The sequence below is a fragment of the Herminiimonas sp. NPDC097707 genome, from assembly GCF_044761395.1.
Taxonomy (GTDB): Bacteria; Pseudomonadota; Gammaproteobacteria; order Burkholderiales; family Burkholderiaceae_D; genus Oxalicibacterium.
In genome coordinates this window covers 2,147,711-2,161,576 of record NZ_JBIWCI010000001.1, presented here as the reverse complement: position 1 = coordinate 2,161,576, position 13,866 = coordinate 2,147,711, and the positions used below count along the sequence as shown (strand labels likewise).

Genomic DNA, 13,866 nt, shown 5'->3' with positions numbered 1-13,866 from the left:
CTGTTTATGCAACGCAAATCATTAGACTTATGGGTTGGCCTGTTTGTGGTGCTGGGCGCTGCCGCCTTGCTTTTTCTGGCGATGAAAGCCGGGAACATGAGTTCCTTTTCATTCGAGAAAAACTACACGGTGATCACCCGCTTTGACAATATTGGCGGCTTGAAGCCACGCGCACCGGTTAAAAGTGCCGGTGTGGTCGTTGGGCGCGTTGCCGATATCAAGTTTGATGACAAAAGTTACCAGGCATCCGTGACGCTGGATATTGAAAGCCGCTATCAATTTCCCAAAGACACGTCGGCCAAGATTTTGACCTCGGGTTTGCTGGGCGAACAATATATAGGACTTGAGGCTGGTGGCGATACCGTCAATCTGGCCGCAGGCGACAGAATTACAATGACACAATCGGCGATGGTGCTGGAGAATTTGATCAGTCAATTCCTCTTCAGCAAGGCAGCCGAAGGGAAAGAAGAATGAAAATGAAAACCGTGACCAAAGCCCTCTTGCTTGCCTCCGCATTATTCCTCGGCGGATGCGCGACCAGCGGCAACCATGCGAACGATCCTTTCGAGGGTTTCAATCGCACCATGTTCGACTTTAACGATACGGTAGACCGTGTTGCCCTGAAGCCGGCAGCGACGGCCTATCAGGAAGTGCTGCCATCGTTTGCGCAAACGGCAATCGGCAATTTCTTCGGTAACCTCGGCGATGTCTGGACGATGGTCAATAATTTCCTTCAAGGCAACGTTGAAAAGGGCCTGTCGGACGGGATGCGCGTTGCTTTCAACAGCACTATCGGTTTTGGCGGTTTGCTCGATATCGCGTCGGAAGCCGGTATTACCAAACACAAGGAAGATTTCGGTCAAACACTGGGAGTCTGGGGTGTTGAGTCTGGTCCGTACGTCGTGTTGCCGTTCTTCGGCCCATCGACTGTGCGCGATACTGCAGCGCTGCCAGTCGACATCTATGGTGACGTGTGGACTTATTCGACGCCGGTTGATATGCGAAATACCGGCATCCTCGTGCGCACTGTCGATATGCGAGCATCCTTGTTGAACGCGACCAATTTCCTGGAAGATGCCGCATTGGACCGCTATACCTTTGTGCGTGGTACTTATTTGCAGCGTCGTGAAAGTCTGATCCATAACGGTGAAGAGCCGGCAGCAAAACCGCAGGCAGGCAAGGCCGTGAGTCCGCAAAGCGATGCAGCGCCTATATTGTTGCCAATTACCGATGCAGTTGTTGGTGTGAGCGAAGCAACAGTTGAACCACAATTGCCGGAAACAGTCGAAAACCTTGCAAACGAGTCAGTCGTACTCATGTAAGTGCAGTGATGGATTCAGGTCTATGTTGCTTTGTAAATGTTTGCATAAATTGCAATTAGTTACGGCAACTGTAACAAGTCAATCTGGGGAAATATGAATATTTTGAAAAAATGGTCACTTGCTCTTGTTGCAATGACTTTTGCCGCTTATGCAGCAGCGCAGGAAGCACCGGATGTACTGGTCAAGCGCATCAGCGAAGAAGTGATGACGATTGCCAAATCGGATAAAGATATCCAAAGCGGCAATTCACGTCGCGTTCAGCAAGTTGTCGAAGAGAAAATTCTGCCATATGTCGATTTTCAGCGCATGACGGCTTTGGCTGTTGGACGTCACTGGCGTGATGCGACACCGGATCAGCAAAAGCAATTGACGACAGAATTCCGTAGTTTGTTGATGTACACATACTCCGGTGCAATTTCACAGATCCGTGATCAGAAGCTGGAGTATCGTCCATTGCGCGCCGATCCGGCTGATACGGAAGTCATTGTGAATACGCAAGTGATACAACCGCGCGGTGAGCCGATACAACTCAGTTACCGTTTGGCAAAATCGCCTGCCGGCTGGAAAATTTACGACGTCAATGTGCTCGGCGCATGGCTGGTTGAAACCTATAAGGGCAGCTTTGCGGCAGAAATCAGTAAATCGGGCATCGAGGGTTTGATCAAAACCCTGGTGGAAAAAAACAAAAAGCTCGCTGGCAGCATGGCCAAGACGGGCAAGGCTTCCTGATCATGTTCCAGCCCGGCGCATCGCTCACCTTCGACAATGCCAAAACGACATTGAATGCGGGCTTGCAGGCGATCGCCGAGGGGCAGAATGAAATTGATTTTTCCGGCCTGATCACCGTCGATTCTGCCGCTGTCGCAACCATGCTCGCATGGCGTCGCCTTGCTGTGGCGCGCGCGGTGCCGCTGGTTTTCCATCATGTCCCGGAAAATCTGCATAGTCTGATTTCTCTTTACGATGTGGCAGCACTGATCGATGCCGATATGGTGCGCAACGATCTGCCGCATCATTGAGTTTTCTCGGCTTCTTCTCCTCATTCGCGAGGATAGTCAGTACCTGCTCAGGCGGTTCATCGCGAAAATCCAATATAATCAAGGGTTACGCCGGTCGACAAGCCCATTGCGCATCGATCAGCGCTTCTTTTCCGTAAAGTGTCATTAGCCACCATGGCTGCAATTCAAATTAATCAGGTCGAAAAAAGCTATCGCGCACTGAAAGCGCTGAATGGCGTTTCGCTTGCCATAGAAGAAGGCGAGTTTTTCGGCCTGCTCGGGCCTAACGGCGCCGGTAAAACGACATTGATTTCAATTCTTGCCGGCCTGAACAGGGCCGATGCGGGCAGTGTCAAGGTGCACGGTTACGATGTCGTGAACGATTATCGGCAAACGCGCAAATTGCTGGGCGTGGTGCCGCAGGAACTGGTGTTCGATCCTTTCTTCACCGTGCGTGAAACCCTGCGCATGCAGTCCGGTTACTACGGCCTGAAAAACAATGATGCGTGGATAGATGAGGTGATGCATCACCTCGATCTGACCGGCAAGGCCGATGCCAATATGCGTGCGCTGTCGGGTGGCATGAAGCGTCGTGTGCTGGTAGCACAGGCGCTGGTGCACAAGCCGCCAGTGATAGTGCTGGACGAGCCGACTGCGGGCGTCGATGTGGAGTTGCGTCAGACCTTGTGGAAATTCATTTCACGGCTCAATCGCGAAGGTCATACGGTCGTCTTGACGACGCATTATCTGGAAGAAGCGCAGGCGCTGTGCAATCGCGTGGCGATGCTGAAGGCGGGGCAAGTGGTGGCGCTGGATGCGACCTCGACCCTGATCAAGCGTATTTCGGGATCGCAAATGGTGTTGCGGATTGCATCCGGCGCCTTTCCCGATGAGTTGAAAAATCTGCTCTTGCATCCAGAAGAACTGGCGCTCGGTAATCAATATACCTTGCGCGTGAATGAATACAGTGATGTGGAACCTATACTCGCCAAACTGCGTTTATCCGGCGTGGCGATCGAAGACATGCAATTGCAGCAGGCCGATCTGGAAGATGTTTTTCTCCAGATCATGGAAGGTGAAAAATGAGTGGCTTCCAGACTTTGCTCTACAAGGAAGTACTGCGCTTTTGGAAAGTGGCAACGCAAACTGTGGCGGCGCCCATCCTGACAGCTGTGCTGTATCTGCTGATCTTCGGCCATGTGTTGAAAAATCATGTGCAGGTTTATCCCGGCGTGAACTACACGACTTTTCTGGTGCCTGGTCTCGTCATGATGAGTGTGCTGCAGAATGCATTTGCGAATGCGTCGTCGTCGCTGATTCAATCGAAGATCACCGGTAATCTGGTATTCGTGCTGCTGACGCCGCTGTCGCATTGGGAATTTTTTAGCGCCTATGTGCTGGCTGCCATGGTGCGTGGGTTGGCGGTGGGCTGCGGCGTATTTTTAGTGACGGCCTGGTTTGCCGACATGTCCTTTGTTGCGCCGTGGTGGATAGCGATATTTGCGATTCTTGGTGCTGCGCTACTTGGTACGCTGGGTTTGATTGCCGGTATGTGGGCGGAAAAATTCGATCAGTTGGCGGCCTTCCAGAATTTCGTGATTGTGCCGTCGACTTTCCTGTCCGGTGTGTTTTATTCGATACACTCGCTACCGCCAGTGTGGCAAACGGTATCGCATTTCAATCCGTTCTTTTACATGATTGATGGTTTCCGTTACGGATTTTTCGGTCAGTCAGATGTTAATCCGCTGACCAGTTGTCTTGCTGTTGCCGGCTTTCTGCTTTTGCTTTCCGGCTTTGCCGTGTATTTGCTGAAAAGTGGCTACAAGTTGCGCCATTGATTATTCATTCGGCTCTATTATTTATTCATCGCATCATTCAACATTAAAGGCAGAAACATGTTGCCCACACCAGAATTAGTTAAAAGTTATATCGCTGCAGGAATGAATTGCACGCACCTCGAAGTCAGCGGAGACGGCGCACATTTTGAAGCCATCATCGTGTCGGATGCATTTGCCGGCAAGCGTTTGATCCAGCGTCACCAATTGGTGTACGCAGCCCTGGGCGATCGCATGCGCGAAGAAATTCATGCGCTGTCGATGAAGACGCTGACACCGGAAGAGTTCCAGAAATAAGGCGTCATGATTGCATGGGCCTGCTGTGAGCGGGGGCCTGGCTTCAATTGATAAAATCTTCAATAGATGATCTGTTGCATGGATCGGTTCTTAAATAAGTAAGCTTCTAAATTAGCAAGCTTCTAAATGGATAAGCTTTTAAATGGATAAGCTGTTAATACAGGGCGGTCACCGCCTCTCCGGTGAGATTGCCATCTCCGGCGCCAAGAACGCTGCCTTGCCTATCCTGTGCGCGGGCCTGCTGACGGCGGATGCCCTGCAGTTGAGCAATGTGCCGCATCTGCAGGATGTGGCGACGATGCTGAAGCTGCTGCGTCAAATGGGTTTGCACATCGAGCAGGATGGCGACAAGTTCACGCTGAACGGCAGTGGCATCGACAAGCTGGAAGCGCCGTACGAGATGGTCAAAACCATGCGCGCATCCATCCTGGTGCTGGGCCCCTTGCTGACGCGTTTCGGCGAAGCGAGAGTGTCGCTGCCCGGCGGTTGCGCGATCGGTACGCGCCCGGTGGATCAGCACATCAAGGGCTTGCAGGCCATGGGCGCCGAGATCACGATCGAAGCCGGTTACATCCATGCGAAGGCGAAGCGTCTGAAGGGCGCGCGCATCGTCACCGACATGATTACCGTCACCGGCACTGAAAACCTGCTGATGGCGGCGGTGCTGGCAGATGGCGAAACGATACTGGAAAATGCCGCACGCGAACCGGAAGTCACCGACCTGGCGAATCTGCTGGTGGCCATGGGAGCGCAGATTGCCGGCATCGGCACCGATCGTCTGGTGATCCAGGGCGTCGAGCGCTTGCACGGCGCCTCGCATGCAGTGATTGCCGATCGTATCGAAACCGCCACCTTCATGTGTGCGGTGGCTGCGGTAGGTGGTGACGTCACCTTGCGCAAGGCGCGCACCGATACGCTGGACGTGGCATTCGACAAATTGCGCGAAGCAGGCGCCATCCTGACGGCAGGCGATGACTGGATACGCGTGCAGATGTCGTCGCGGCCCAAGGCGGTCAGTTTTCGCACCACCGAATATCCGGGTTTCCCGACCGACATGCAGGCGCAATTCATGGCGATGAACTGCATCGCCGAAGGCAGCAGCCAGGTAGTCGAAACCATATTTGAAAATCGCTTCATGCATGTACAGGAAATGAATCGCCTGGGTGCGGCCATCACCATTGAAGGCCATACCGCGATTGTCCACGGCGTGGACAAGCTGGTAGGTGCGCCGGTGATGGCGACCGATCTGCGCGCCTCGGCATCGCTGGTGATTGCCGCACTGGCGGCTGAAGGTGAAACATTGATCGATCGCATTTATCATCTGGATCGCGGTTACGACCGCATGGAAGTCAAACTGTCCGCCGTCGGCGCCCACATTCAGCGAGTGAAATAATGATGCAAGTACGCATGCAGGCAGAGCCGCAACAACTGACGCTGGCGCTTTCAAAAGGCCGCATCTTTGAGGAAACCCTGCCTTTGCTGGAAGCCGCCGGCATCAAGGTCACCGAAGATCCGGAAACCTCGCGCAAGCTGATTTTGCAAACCAGCGATGCCAATGTGCGCGTGATCATCGTGCGTGCATCGGACGTACCGACGTATGTGCAATACGGCGCCGCAGATTTTGGCGTGGCCGGCAAGGACGTGTTGCTGGAGCATGGCGGCGAAGGGCTGTATCAGCCTATCGATTTGCATATTGCCAAATGCCGTATGTCGGTGGCGGTCAAGGATGGTTTCGATTACGCCAGCGCAGTGCAGCAGGGTGCGCGCCTGCGCGTGGTGACCAAATATGTACAGACTGCGCGCGAGCATTTTGCCGCCAAAGGCGTGCACGTCGATCTGATCAAATTGTATGGTTCGATGGAGCTGGGCCCGCTGGTCGGCCTGGCTGATGCGATCGTCGATCTGGTCAGCACCGGCAGCACGCTGCGCGCGAATCATCTGGTCGAAGTTGAACACATCATGGAAATTTCATCGCGCCTGGTAGTTAACAAGGCCGCGCTGAAGCTGAAGCGTGAACGTCTGCAACCTATACTTGAAGCATTTGAAAAAGCATCGCAACGTTCGTCTTGATGTTGCAACCACAGGATACGATTCCTACATGGCTTGATTGAGAAAAATGATGTCCATACAGATACGCAAATTTGATTCCACCCATCCCGACTTCAGGCAGCAGCTTGCCGACGTGCTGGCTTTTGAGGCGAGTGAAGACGAAGCGATTGATCATGCCGTACTGCGCATCCTCGAAGAGGTAAAAAAACGCGGCGATGTGGCAGTGCTGGAATATACGAAGCAGTTTGACCATGTAAGCGCGGACAGCCTGCAAGCACTGGAAATCAAGAGTGACGACCTGCAAGCCGCATTGGCGCAATTGTCGCCAGTCCGTCGTGCCGCCTTGCAGACCGCTGCGGATCGCGTGCGCGTTTATCACGAACGTCAAAAAGCGGAAATCGGCTCTAACGGTTTTTCCTATACCGAAGCTGATGGCACCATACTCGGCCAGAAAGTCACACCACTGGATCGCGTAGGTATTTATGTCCCTGGCGGCAAGGCGGCTTACCCATCATCGGTATTGATGAATGCGATTCCGGCCAAAGTGGCTGGTGTGCAGGAAGTCATCATGGTGGTGCCGACCCCGAATGGCGTGCAGAACGAACTGGTGCTGGCCGCTGCCGCGATGTCCGGTGTGGATCGCGTCTTCACCATCGGTGGCGCGCAGGCGGTTGCCGCGCTCGCTTACGGTACGGCGACGATTCCGCAAGTCGATAAAATCGTCGGCCCCGGCAATGCTTACGTTGCTGCAGCCAAGCGTCGTGTGTTCGGCACAGTCGGCATCGACATGATCGCCGGACCGTCGGAAATTCTGGTGATCTGCGACGGCACAACCGATCCGGACTGGATTGCGATGGATCTGTTTTCGCAAGCGGAGCATGACGAGCTGGCGCAGTCCATCCTGATTTGTCCTGATGCGGATTACATAGAAGCAGTCGCTGCCAGCATCAATCGTCAACTGGATGCGATGCCGCGCAAGGAAGTGATCGCCACCTCGCTGACGAATCGTGGTGCGATGATCAAGGTGCGCGACATGGATGAGGCGTGTGAGATCGCCAACCTGATCGCCGCCGAACATCTGGAAATTTCTACCGAAAATCCGCAGCAGTGGGCAGACAAGATTCGCCACGCCGGTGCGATGTTCCTCGGCCGCTTTTCTTCCGAATCGCTGGGCGACTATTGTGCCGGCCCGAATCATGTGCTGCCGACTTCGCGCACCGCACGTTTTTCTTCGCCGCTGGGCGTCTACGATTTCCAGAAACGTTCCAGCATGCTGCAGGTGAGCGAAGACGGCGCGCACACGCTGGGCCAGGTCGCGGCAGAACTCGCCTACGGCGAAGGCCTGCAGGCGCACGCGCGCTCGGCAGAATACCGGTTTAAAAAATGACGCGCTTGCGGATGGCGCAATGAGCGACTGGCGCGATCGCGTTTTTTGCGAAGATGCGCTGGCGGGTCTGGCGCGCATTCCCGATGCTGCCGTCGATTTGATTATTGCCGATCCCCCTTACGGCCTGGGCAAGGATTACGGTAACGATTCCGACAAGCTGGCCGCCGAGGCCTATCTGGAATGGATGGAGCAGTGGGTAGATGCCGCGCTACCCAAGCTCAAGCCGAATGGCAGTCTGTATATTTTCCTGACCTGGCGTTATTCGCCGGAAGTGTTTGTCATGCTGAAAAAACGCATGACGATGATCAATGAAATCATCTGGGATAGACGGGTGCCGTCCATGGGCGGCAGCACGCGCAGGTTTTCATCGGTGCATGACACGGTAGGATTTTTTGCCAGGGCGAAGGATTACTATTTCGATCTGGATGCGATAAGGGTCCCCTACGATGCGGTAACCAAGAAGGCGCGCTCGCGCTCCATCTTTGTCGGTGCCAAATGGCTGGAGCTGGGCTACAACCCGAAAGATGTGTGGAGTGTGTCGCGCCTGCATCGGGAGCATCGAGAACGGGCCGACCATCCAACCCAAAAGCCGCTGGAAATCATCGAGCGCATGTTGAAAGCATCCTGTCCGCCCGATGGCGTGGTGCTCGATCCCTTCATGGGCAGCGGCACCACTGCTGTTGCGGCCAAACGCTGCGGCCGTCATTTTGTCGGCTTTGAACTGAATGCCGAATACTGTGCATTGATTGAACAGCGACTGGCTGCGCTGGCTTCCCTTGAAGCTGTCGATGCAGAAACTGCCGGCAGTGCCATAGCCGAGGCCTCTGATATCGGCTGATTTGTAATTTAAAGCGGCAAAAATCGCGCGTATATGCCAATCGGCAGGCGGAACCCAAGTGCTTGCTGAAAATATGGGTAAAATGCCCGTATTGCCGGGAAACAGCTAGTCTTTGTCTAGCCGCGGCAGGAAATACCTTTACTGCGACATGTTAAAACGTCGCTCTCATTGTCTTTACTGGTTGTCACTCGAATATGTCTACGTCACGCACTGCAGAAATCACGCGCAATACTAACGAAACGCAAATCCGCGTCGCGATCAATATTGACGGCACCGGCCAGCAAAAGCTGAATACCGGCGTGCCTTTCCTCGATCACATGCTGGATCAGATTGCACGTCACGGCTTGATCGATCTGGATATCGAAGCCAAGGGCGATTTGCATATCGATGCGCACCACACGGTGGAAGACGTCGGTATCACGCTCGGCCAGGCCTTTGCCAAAGCGATCGGCGACAAAAAAGGCATTCGTCGCTATGGCCATTCCTATGTGCCGCTGGATGAAGCGCTGTCGCGTGTGGTCATCGATTTCTCCGGTCGTCCTGGACTGGAATTCCATGTGCCGTTCACGCGCTCGATGATAGGTGCCTTCGACGTCGATCTGACGCGCGAATTTTTCCAGGGCTTTGTCAATCACGCGCTGGTGTCTATGCATATCGATAATCTGCGCGGTGCGAATGCCCATCATCAGTGCGAAACCGTATTCAAGGCCTTTGGCCGTGCATTGCGCATGGCGATTGAGCTGGACCCGCGTTCCGCTGGCACCATCCCGTCGACCAAGGGCAGCCTGTAAGCTGTTTGTTCGATAGGGCAAGACGCTTCAATTCACTGAAACCAGAATCACCAGTATGAACAAAATAGTAGTAGTGGATTACGGCATGGGTAATTTGCGCTCGGTTGCGCAGGCTTTGCGCAAGGTCGCGCCGGAAGCGGATGTACGCATTTCCGGCGAATTGGCCGATATTCGTGCCGCCGACAGACTGGTACTGCCGGGTCAGGGCGCGATTCCCGATTGCATGCGCTCACTGCAGGAGTCCGGTTTGCAGGACGCCCTGCTTGACGCTGCGCGTAACAAGCCCTTGTTCGGCGTGTGTGTCGGCGAGCAATTGATGTTTGACTGGAGCGAGGAAGGCGATACCGCCGGCCTCGGCTTGTTTCCCGGCAAGGTGGTGAAGTTCCGCCTCGACAATCAATTGCAGGAAGATGGTTCCCGCTTCAAGGTGCCGCAAATGGGCTGGAACCGCGTGCACCAATCCTTGTCTCATCCGCTGTGGAACGGAATTGCCGACGACAGCTACTTTTATTTCGTGCATAGTTACTATGCAGTACCGGCGCAGCGCGCGCATATTGCAGGCGAAACACCGTATGGCGCATTGTTTTGCAGTGCGATTGCACGTGATAATATTTTTGCGACGCAGTTTCATCCGGAAAAAAGCGCCGCAGCCGGTTTGCAACTGTATAAAAATTTCGTTCACTGGAATCCGTAAGCAATTCGCGTAACCGGTTTCTTTCTCATTTAAAACCTCACACTCCAAACGTATCCATGCTGCTCATACCTGCCATCGATCTCAAAGACGGTCACTGCGTTCGCCTGAAGCAAGGCGATATGGACCAGGCCACCGTATTTTCCGAAGACCCAGCCGACATGGCGCGTCACTGGCTGGAACAAGGTGCGCGACGCCTCCATCTGGTCGACTTGAACGGCGCTTTCGCCGGCAAGCCGAAGAATGAACCGGCAGTCAAAGCCATCCTGCAAGCAGTGCGTGAATACGCAGAGAAAAACGGTATCGAAAAAATCCCTGTCCAGCTCGGCGGCGGGATACGCGATCTGGATACCATCGAGCGTTATCTCGACGATGGCTTGAGCTACATCATCATCGGTACTGCAGCGGTCAAGAATCCCGGCTTTTTGCACGATGCCTGCAGCGCATTTCCAGGGCAGATTATTGTCGGCCTCGATGCCAAAGACGGCAAGGTGGCGACTGACGGCTGGAGCAAGCTGTCCGGTCACGAAGTGATCGATCTGGCGAAGAAGTTTGAAGACTACGGTTGCGAATCGATTATTTATACCGACATCGGCCGCGACGGCATGATGGGCGGTGTAAACATCGAAGCCACCGTCAAGCTGGCGCAAAGCATGACGATTCCGGTCATCGCTTCCGGCGGCGTGCACAATATCAAGGATGTCGAAGCCTTGTGCGCGGTGCAGGAAGAGGGTATCGAAGGCGTGATTTGCGGTCGCTCCATTTACGAAGGCACGCTGGATCTGCGTTCAGCGCAGGATCTGGCGGACGAACTGAGCGGTGTTGGTCCGGAAGCGGAAGCAGACGAATGACCCTCGCAAAACGCATCATCCCTTGTCTCGATGTCACTGCAGGTCGCGTCGTCAAGGGCGTTAATTTTCTTGAATTGCGCGATGCCGGTGATCCGGTGGAAATCGCCAAGCGCTATGACGACCAGGGGGCGGACGAACTCACGTTCCTGGACATTACTGCAACCTCGGATGGCCGCGATCTGATTCTCGATATTATCGAAGCGGTTGCCTCGCAGGTATTCATTCCCCTGACTGTCGGTGGTGGGGTACGTGCAGTGGACGATGTGCGCCGCTTGCTGAACGCCGGCGCAGACAAGGTGGGCATCAACAGCTCGGCCATCAGCAATCCGCAACTGGTATTCGATGCGTCACAAAAATACGGCTCGCAGTGCATAGTCGTCGCGATCGATGCGAAGAAGGCAGCGGATGGCCGCTGGGAAGTATTTACGCATGGCGGCCGCAAGGCAACCGGGCTGGATGCCATCGAATGGGCGAAGAAAATGGAAAGCCTGGGCGCCGGTGAAATTCTGCTGACCAGCATGGACAGGGATGGCACCAAGGTTGGTTTTGATCTCGACCTGACACGTTCGGTGTCGGATGCCATCAGCATTCCGGTGATTGCTTCGGGCGGCGTCGGCGGCCTGCAGGATCTGGTTGATGGCGTGAAAATAGGACGTGCAGATGCCGTGCTGGCAGCCAGCATCTTTCATTACGGGCAGCACACAGTGCAGGAAGCCAAGCGCTTCATGTCCGGACAAGGTATTGCTATGAGGTTGACATGAGCAGCAACGCAAAGTGGTTGAACAAGGTGAAGTGGGATGAGCACGGTCTGGTGCCGGTCATCGCGCAGGAAGTCGGTAGCAATGATGTGTTGATGTTTGCGTGGATGAACCGTGACGCATTGGCAAAAACCATCGAGTCGGGCGAAGCGATTTATTGGAGCCGTTCACGCAAGAAGTTGTGGCACAAAGGCGAAGAATCCGGCCACACGCAAAAAGTGCATGAAGTGCGCCTTGATTGCGATGAAGACGTGGTCTTGCTGAAGGTTGAGCAAGTTGGTGCTATCGCCTGCCATACCGGACGGCATTCCTGCTTCTTCCAGAAATTTGAAGGCGACGCGAAAGAGGGCGACTGGGAAACAGTAGAGCCTGTGCTGAAAAATCCGGAAACGATTTACAAGTGAAGGCAAGTCAGCAATGAGTGAAACCTTGAAGCGTCTGTCGGAAGTGATTGAATCGCGCAAACCGGCAAACGGTGGTGATCCGGAGAAATCGTATGTCGCGCGTTTGTTTGTCAAAGGCGACGATGCAATTCTGAAGAAAATCGGCGAAGAAGCAACCGAACTCGTGATGGCTGCCAAGGATGCGCGCGTCAGTGCTGATAAATCCAAAGTGCTGTATGAGTGCGCCGACTTGTGGTTTCATTCGATGGTTCTGCTGGCACAATTCGATTTGACGCCGCAGGATGTGCTTGATGAACTGGCGCGTCGCGAAGGTATTTCGGGCATAGAAGAAAAAGCCAGCCGCACAGCCGATTGATTGCGTCGTGTCATATCGTATCTGATACGCTTGCCTTGATAATCGACCACGATGGAGTCTTAATTGGATAATTGTATTTTCTGTAAAATTGCCGCCAAACAAATTCCGGCGCAGATTATTTATGAAGACGACGATTTGCTCGCATTCAACGATATCAATCCGGCAGCGCCTGTTCATTTTCTGATTGTGCCGAAAAAACATCTGGCAACATTGGCAGATTGCACGGTGAGCGATACGACTTTGTTAGGTAGAATATCCTTGCTCGCACCAAAATTGGCGCAAGAGCTGGGCTGCGGTTACAGCGTAGATGCAAATGGTGCTGGTCAGGGCGGCTTTAAAACCCTGTTCAATACCGGGCCCGATGGCGGGCAGGAGGTGTACCATCTGCATATGCATGTGATCGGTGGGCCACGCCCGTGGCGTCGCTCATTGGCTTAACGAATAATTAGGAATTCCGGACGGAGACGTCCTTTGAGGAGAAAATAATGGGTTCATTTAGTATCTGGCATTGGCTGATCGTACTGGTTATTGTGGCGCTGGTTTTCGGCACCAAAAAAATCGGCAGTATGGGTACGGACGTCGGCAAGGCAGTCAAGGGCTTCAAGGATGGCATGAAGGGTGAAGACGACAAGCCTGCCGCCCAGAATGCCGCACCGTCGCAAGTTGCAGACAAGGGCACAGTTGATGTCGAAGTGAAAGAGAAGTCGAACAGCTGATGTCTTGCGCGTTGCGTCATGGCCATTGCCGTGACGTTGCGTGCAATATGCTCAGCCTATCGTCCATCCTATGATCGATATTGCCTTCTCCAAACTTGCGATCATTGGTGTTGCTGCACTGGTGTTCATCGGCCCGGAAAAACTGCCTACAGTAGCGCGCATGGCCGGCACTTTGTTTGGCCGTGCGCAGCGCTATATCAATGATGTTAAATCCGAAGTCAGCCGCGAGATGGAGCTGGATGAGCTGCGCAAGATGCACAAGGATGTGCAGGACGCGGCCACCGATGTCGAGCGTAGCATTTCGCAAAATATATCTGCAGCTGACAGCAGTTTGCATTCCGCCTGGGATGAGTCTGATACAGACATGAATCCCTTGATGGAACCGCCGACTTTTGACCAATCTTCAGGCAAGTCGAAAAATTTCCGCAAGAAGAAGCTGGCCGCCACTTCAGCCGTGCCATCATGGTACAAGCGTCAAAGTGGACAAAAATCGCGGGTGATTTCCGGTGCGGCACGCATGGCAAAATTCCGCCCGGCGAGTGCCCGCAAGTCGACGCCTTTTTTCCATTGATAA

20 protein-coding genes are annotated in these 13,866 nt (G+C 54.0%); all 20 read left to right on the top strand.

Annotated elements, in window-relative coordinates:
• Positions 1 to 6: 6 nt before the first annotated feature.
• Positions 7 to 474 carry an outer membrane lipid asymmetry maintenance protein MlaD gene (mlaD, locus tag ACIQW9_RS10510; RefSeq protein ID WP_402336369.1) on the top strand — a complete coding sequence of 156 codons (468 nt, stop codon included), beginning with the start codon at positions 7 to 9 and terminating at the stop codon, positions 472 to 474.
• A gap of 2 nt (positions 475 to 476) precedes the next feature.
• Positions 477 to 1,322, top strand: a complete 846-nt coding sequence (locus ACIQW9_RS10505; RefSeq protein ID WP_402337996.1) for a VacJ family lipoprotein — start codon at positions 477 to 479, stop codon at positions 1,320 to 1,322.
• A gap of 93 nt (positions 1,323 to 1,415) precedes the next feature.
• Positions 1,416 to 2,051, top strand: coding sequence for a phospholipid-binding protein MlaC (locus tag ACIQW9_RS10500; protein WP_402336366.1), 636 nt, complete (start codon positions 1,416 to 1,418; stop codon positions 2,049 to 2,051).
• 2 nt (positions 2,052 to 2,053) lie between these two features.
• On the top strand, positions 2,054 to 2,341 hold the full coding sequence (locus tag ACIQW9_RS10495) for a lipid asymmetry maintenance protein MlaB (RefSeq protein WP_402336363.1): 288 nt from the start codon (positions 2,054 to 2,056) through the stop codon (positions 2,339 to 2,341).
• A gap of 153 nt (positions 2,342 to 2,494) precedes the next feature.
• Positions 2,495 to 3,406 carry an ABC transporter ATP-binding protein gene (locus ACIQW9_RS10490; RefSeq protein ID WP_402336360.1) on the top strand — a complete coding sequence of 304 codons (912 nt, stop codon included), beginning with the start codon at positions 2,495 to 2,497 and terminating at the stop codon, positions 3,404 to 3,406.
• Positions 3,403 to 4,158, top strand: a complete 756-nt coding sequence (locus ACIQW9_RS10485; RefSeq protein WP_402336357.1) for an ABC transporter permease — start codon at positions 3,403 to 3,405, stop codon at positions 4,156 to 4,158. Before ACIQW9_RS10490 ends, ACIQW9_RS10485 begins: the two co-directional genes overlap by 4 nt.
• A 57-nt stretch (positions 4,159 to 4,215) precedes the next feature.
• Complete coding sequence (locus ACIQW9_RS10480; RefSeq protein WP_402336354.1) at positions 4,216 to 4,452, top strand: BolA family protein; 237 nt, start codon at positions 4,216 to 4,218, stop codon at positions 4,450 to 4,452.
• A 142-nt stretch (positions 4,453 to 4,594) separates the two neighbouring features.
• Positions 4,595 to 5,845, top strand: a complete 1,251-nt coding sequence (murA, locus tag ACIQW9_RS10475; RefSeq protein ID WP_402336351.1) for a UDP-N-acetylglucosamine 1-carboxyvinyltransferase — start codon at positions 4,595 to 4,597, stop codon at positions 5,843 to 5,845.
• Positions 5,845 to 6,522 carry an ATP phosphoribosyltransferase gene (gene hisG, locus ACIQW9_RS10470; protein WP_402336348.1) on the top strand — a complete coding sequence of 226 codons (678 nt, stop codon included), beginning with the start codon at positions 5,845 to 5,847 and terminating at the stop codon, positions 6,520 to 6,522. The genes murA and hisG overlap by 1 nt, the downstream gene beginning before the upstream one ends.
• A 49-nt stretch (positions 6,523 to 6,571) precedes the next feature.
• Entirely contained in the window at positions 6,572 to 7,888 is a 1,317-nt protein-coding gene (gene hisD / locus ACIQW9_RS10465; RefSeq protein WP_402337993.1) for a histidinol dehydrogenase, read from the top strand.
• Positions 7,889 to 7,907: 19 nt separating this feature from the next.
• On the top strand, positions 7,908 to 8,726 hold the full coding sequence (locus ACIQW9_RS10460; RefSeq protein ID WP_402336345.1) for a DNA-methyltransferase: 819 nt from the start codon (positions 7,908 to 7,910) through the stop codon (positions 8,724 to 8,726).
• Positions 8,727 to 8,920: 194 nt separating this feature from the next.
• Positions 8,921 to 9,517, top strand: a complete 597-nt coding sequence (gene hisB / locus ACIQW9_RS10455; protein ID WP_011872431.1) for an imidazoleglycerol-phosphate dehydratase HisB — start codon at positions 8,921 to 8,923, stop codon at positions 9,515 to 9,517.
• A 55-nt stretch (positions 9,518 to 9,572) separates the two neighbouring features.
• A complete protein-coding gene (hisH, locus tag ACIQW9_RS10450; RefSeq protein ID WP_402336342.1) occupies positions 9,573 to 10,211 on the top strand; it encodes an imidazole glycerol phosphate synthase subunit HisH in 639 nt (212 codons plus the stop codon).
• A 56-nt stretch (positions 10,212 to 10,267) separates the two neighbouring features.
• Positions 10,268 to 11,059 (top strand): 1-(5-phosphoribosyl)-5-[(5-phosphoribosylamino)methylideneamino]imidazole-4-carboxamide isomerase, encoded by a 792-nt coding sequence (hisA, locus tag ACIQW9_RS10445; protein WP_402336340.1) that lies wholly within the window; start codon positions 10,268 to 10,270, stop codon positions 11,057 to 11,059.
• Positions 11,056 to 11,820 carry an imidazole glycerol phosphate synthase subunit HisF gene (gene hisF, locus ACIQW9_RS10440; protein ID WP_402336337.1) on the top strand — a complete coding sequence of 255 codons (765 nt, stop codon included), beginning with the start codon at positions 11,056 to 11,058 and terminating at the stop codon, positions 11,818 to 11,820. The genes hisA and hisF overlap by 4 nt, the downstream gene beginning before the upstream one ends.
• Entirely contained in the window at positions 11,817 to 12,221 is a 405-nt protein-coding gene (hisI, locus tag ACIQW9_RS10435) for a phosphoribosyl-AMP cyclohydrolase (RefSeq protein ID WP_011872427.1), read from the top strand. Before hisF ends, hisI begins: the two co-directional genes overlap by 4 nt.
• 13 nt (positions 12,222 to 12,234) lie before the next feature.
• The gene (locus ACIQW9_RS10430) at positions 12,235 to 12,576 is read left to right on the top strand and encodes a phosphoribosyl-ATP diphosphatase (RefSeq protein ID WP_011872426.1); all 342 of its coding nucleotides are present in this window, start codon (positions 12,235 to 12,237) and stop codon (positions 12,574 to 12,576) included.
• A 63-nt stretch (positions 12,577 to 12,639) separates the two neighbouring features.
• Positions 12,640 to 13,014 (top strand): histidine triad nucleotide-binding protein, encoded by a 375-nt coding sequence (locus ACIQW9_RS10425; RefSeq protein ID WP_402336333.1) that lies wholly within the window; start codon positions 12,640 to 12,642, stop codon positions 13,012 to 13,014.
• Positions 13,015 to 13,061: 47 nt separating this feature from the next.
• Positions 13,062 to 13,292, top strand: coding sequence for a Sec-independent protein translocase subunit TatA (gene tatA, locus ACIQW9_RS10420; RefSeq protein WP_011872424.1), 231 nt, complete (start codon positions 13,062 to 13,064; stop codon positions 13,290 to 13,292).
• A 70-nt stretch (positions 13,293 to 13,362) separates the two neighbouring features.
• Positions 13,363 to 13,863 carry a Sec-independent protein translocase protein TatB gene (gene tatB / locus ACIQW9_RS10415; protein WP_402336330.1) on the top strand — a complete coding sequence of 167 codons (501 nt, stop codon included), beginning with the start codon at positions 13,363 to 13,365 and terminating at the stop codon, positions 13,861 to 13,863.
• Positions 13,864 to 13,866 lie beyond the last annotated feature (3 nt).

Bases quoted from the DNA above. Each gene is read 5' to 3' on its own strand.
- hisI (WP_011872427.1), top strand. From the start codon at position 11,817: ATGAGCAGCAACGCAAAGTGGTTGAACAAGGTGAAGTGGGATGAGCAC.
- ACIQW9_RS10485 (WP_402336357.1), top strand. From the start codon at position 3,403: ATGAGTGGCTTCCAGACTTTGCTCTACAAGGAAGTACTGCGCTTTTGG.
- ACIQW9_RS10495 (WP_402336363.1), top strand. From the start codon at position 2,054: ATGTTCCAGCCCGGCGCATCGCTCACCTTCGACAATGCCAAAACGACA.
- ACIQW9_RS10500 (WP_402336366.1), top strand. From the start codon at position 1,416: ATGAATATTTTGAAAAAATGGTCACTTGCTCTTGTTGCAATGACTTTT.
- hisF (WP_402336337.1), top strand. From the start codon at position 11,056: ATGACCCTCGCAAAACGCATCATCCCTTGTCTCGATGTCACTGCAGGT.
- ACIQW9_RS10430 (WP_011872426.1), top strand. From the start codon at position 12,235: ATGAGTGAAACCTTGAAGCGTCTGTCGGAAGTGATTGAATCGCGCAAA.
- tatA (WP_011872424.1), top strand. From the start codon at position 13,062: ATGGGTTCATTTAGTATCTGGCATTGGCTGATCGTACTGGTTATTGTG.
- tatB (WP_402336330.1), top strand. From the start codon at position 13,363: ATGATCGATATTGCCTTCTCCAAACTTGCGATCATTGGTGTTGCTGCA.
- ACIQW9_RS10505 (WP_402337996.1), top strand. From the start codon at position 477: ATGAAAACCGTGACCAAAGCCCTCTTGCTTGCCTCCGCATTATTCCTC.
- hisA (WP_402336340.1), top strand. From the start codon at position 10,268: ATGCTGCTCATACCTGCCATCGATCTCAAAGACGGTCACTGCGTTCGC.
- hisB (WP_011872431.1), top strand. From the start codon at position 8,921: ATGTCTACGTCACGCACTGCAGAAATCACGCGCAATACTAACGAAACG.
- hisG (WP_402336348.1), top strand. From the start codon at position 5,845: ATGATGCAAGTACGCATGCAGGCAGAGCCGCAACAACTGACGCTGGCG.
- hisD (WP_402337993.1), top strand. From the start codon at position 6,572: ATGTCCATACAGATACGCAAATTTGATTCCACCCATCCCGACTTCAGG.
- hisH (WP_402336342.1), top strand. From the start codon at position 9,573: ATGAACAAAATAGTAGTAGTGGATTACGGCATGGGTAATTTGCGCTCG.
- mlaD (WP_402336369.1), top strand. From the start codon at position 7: ATGCAACGCAAATCATTAGACTTATGGGTTGGCCTGTTTGTGGTGCTG.
- ACIQW9_RS10490 (WP_402336360.1), top strand. From the start codon at position 2,495: ATGGCTGCAATTCAAATTAATCAGGTCGAAAAAAGCTATCGCGCACTG.
- ACIQW9_RS10480 (WP_402336354.1), top strand. From the start codon at position 4,216: ATGTTGCCCACACCAGAATTAGTTAAAAGTTATATCGCTGCAGGAATG.
- murA (WP_402336351.1), top strand. From the start codon at position 4,595: ATGGATAAGCTGTTAATACAGGGCGGTCACCGCCTCTCCGGTGAGATT.
- ACIQW9_RS10460 (WP_402336345.1), top strand. From the start codon at position 7,908: ATGAGCGACTGGCGCGATCGCGTTTTTTGCGAAGATGCGCTGGCGGGT.